This window comes from Fibrella aquatilis, from assembly GCF_017353255.1.
Taxonomy (GTDB): domain Bacteria; phylum Bacteroidota; class Bacteroidia; order Cytophagales; family Spirosomataceae; genus Fibrella; species Fibrella aquatilis.
The window spans coordinates 1-2,869 of record NZ_JAFMYU010000046.1 but is presented as its reverse complement, the minus strand read 5'-3'; the positions used below and the strand labels follow the sequence as shown (position 1 = coordinate 2,869).

Below are 2,869 nucleotides of genomic sequence, written 5' to 3'. Positions count from 1 at the left end.
CTCGGCAGTAGCCACAGGTACGGTAACGGTGAACCCAGCCCTGACGGCTACCATCGGTGTTACGCCTAGCCTGACCATTTGCCAGGGTAACGGAGTAGTCCTGACGGCCAACGGCGCGGGTGGTACGACATACAACTACGCCTGGTCAACGGGGGCTACGTCGCAAACCATCGCGGCCTCGCCAACCAGCACCACGGTCTACTCGGTAACTATCAGCGAAGGCACCACGAGTTGTTCGGCGGTAGCGTCGACCACGATCACGGTGAACCCCACGCCGGTACTGTCGGTCAACAGTCCTACCATTTGCCAGGAGCAAACTGCCACGCTGAGCCTCACCGGCTGCGCAGGCAACGTTACCTGGTCTACGGGCACGACGGGTGCTACGCTAGACGTAACGCCGCTGCAAACCACGTCATATACAGCCACTTGTGGATTGACCACCGGTTGCTCGGCCAGCATCGTGACTACGGTAACGGTAAATCCAACGCCGGTGGTACAGCGTGAAAACGTGGTTACAACGCGGGCAACCTGCAACGGCACTACGGCTAACAACGACGCCCGCATTGCGCTGACAGGGCTGCAGAACACCGCACGGGTGAGCATCTCGGCTGCCAACGGCACTACTACGCCAGCCTATGCTGCCGCAACTGACGTTACCGGCACAGCCTTCACGTTCACAGGTTTGGCTAACCCCACGCAGCCCGTCACGTACCTGATCAGCCTCTATAGCGCCAATGGTACCTGCACCAGCACGGTAACGGTTACGCTCGACCCAGCCGACTGCACCTGCCCCGCGCCGAAGTGTGTGCCGATTGTGGTTCGGAAAATAAGGTAACGGTTAGTATTGTTCCCGCTTGACAAAGCCCCCTCGCCATGTGGCGAGGGGGCTTTTTGCGGTTGGGCTACTGGCCTGAGGGTCAACTTTTATCCTGATTTGTTTGTTGCCTATACAGACAAACCGGGTGCAAAATCGTACCTTTGCACCTTCATTTTAGCCGCTACGAGTAACCTAATATGCTATCAATCAGTAACTTACAGGCATCAATCGGAGATAAGCAGATTCTGAAGGGTATCAACCTGACCGTGCAGCCTGGCGAAGTACACGCCATCATGGGACCAAACGGGTCGGGCAAGAGTACTCTGGCCAACGTGCTGGCTGGACGGGAAGATTATACCGTGACTGACGGTTCGGTGCTGTTTGACGGAAAAGATCTACTGGACCTTTCGGCCGAACAACGGGCCGCCGAAGGCATCTTCCTTGCCTTTCAGTACCCCATCGAAATTCCGGGTGTGAGCACCACCAACTTTCTGAAAACGGCGCTCAACGAAATCCGCAAATACCGTGGCCAAACCCCACTCGATGCCGTGCAGTTTCTGAAGCTGATGAAAGAGCGTATGAAACTCGTCAGCATTGACCAGTCGTTGCTGAGCCGGTCGCTGAACGAAGGCTTTTCGGGTGGCGAAAAGAAGCGGAACGAGATTTTCCAGATGGCTATGCTCGAACCAAAGCTCGCCATCCTTGACGAAACCGATTCGGGCCTCGACATCGACGCCCTGCGCATTGTGGCTGAGGGTGTCAATAAGCTGCGTTCTCCCGAACGGTCAGCTATTGTGGTAACTCACTACCAGCGCCTGCTCGACTATATCGTGCCCGATTTTGTACACGTCCTCTACAAAGGCCGCATCGTGAAATCAGGCCCCAAAGAGCTGGCCTACGAACTGGAAGAAAAAGGCTACGACTGGATCATCGCCGAAGTGGAAGCAGCGATCAATTAAGAATTAATAATTAAGAATTAACAGGCTGGTACACTATCTGTATGAGGCCTCAAACGCTTAATTATTAATTCTTAATTCTTAATTAATTGAGATGAACACACAAGACTATACCCCCTTCAAAGACCAGTTGATCGCGGCGTTTCGCGAGGGCGAGGCCCGTATGAACGGGGCCAGCAAGTCGGCCTTTCATCAGTTGCGGCGGTCGGCACTGCAAACGTTCGAGACGCTGGGCTTCCCCACAATCCGGCACGAAGAGTGGAAATACTCAAACGTGAAAGCCATGATCGGCGAGACCTACGGCTTCGACGCAGGTACGTCCCTCACCGCCGACGACCTGCCGCAGCTTCAGATTCCGAACCTGAATGGCAACATCCTGTATTTCGTGAACGGCCATTACCGCGCCGACCTCTCGCAGATCGTTAGCCCCGCCGACCGGTTGCAGATCAAGAGCTTTGCCGAAGCCCAACAGACTGACGCCGAGACCATTGGCCTACATTTTGGCCGCTATGCCGATTTTCAGGACAGCGCCTTCACGGCCCTGAATACAGCCTTCGCCTCCGACGGTGTGTTTATCCGCGTACCCGACAATAAGGTGGTGGAAGAACCCGTGATCCTGCGCTTTATCACCGATGCCCGCCAGCAGAACATTGCCGCGCAGCCCCGCAACCTGATTGTGGTGGGCCGCAACGCCGAAGTGAACGTGGCCGAGTCGTACCGCACCCTAGGCGATCATGCCGGGTTTACCAACGTGGTAACCGAGGTGGTCATGGCCGCCGACGCCCGCATGGAACATTACCGGGTACAAAACGAGTCGGAACGAGCCTACCACATTGCCCGCACGCAGGTGAGTCAGGCCGACAGCAGCCTCTACCACAACGCCACGATTACGCTCAACGGCGGCTTCGTCCGCAACGACCTCAACATTGTGCTCAATGGCCAGTATTGCGAGTCGTTTATGTACGGCCTGTATATGCCCAACGGCAAGCAACACGTTGACAATCACACACTTGTGGATCATGCCATGCCCAATTCGCAGAGCAATGAGTTGTACAAAGGCATCCTGAACGACAAGGGTACGGGCGTGTTTAACGGT

The 2,869-nt window shown here is 55.7% G+C and carries 3 protein-coding genes; all 3 read left to right on the top strand.

From position 1 onward, the window contains the following. A partial coding sequence (locus J2I48_RS28040; RefSeq protein WP_510186083.1) for a CVP-CTERM putative protein-anchoring domain-containing protein occupies positions 1-835 on the top strand: 835 nt, incomplete at its 5' end. Positions 836-1,014: 179 nt separating this feature from the next. Further along, positions 1,015-1,776 carry a Fe-S cluster assembly ATPase SufC gene (gene sufC, locus J2I48_RS28035; protein WP_207338857.1) on the top strand — a complete coding sequence of 254 codons (762 nt, stop codon included), beginning with the start codon at positions 1,015-1,017 and terminating at the stop codon, positions 1,774-1,776. Positions 1,777-1,867: 91 nt separating this feature from the next. Further along, on the top strand, positions 1,868-2,869 hold a 1,002-nt coding region (locus J2I48_RS28030), incomplete at its 3' end, for a SufB/SufD family protein (RefSeq protein ID WP_207338856.1).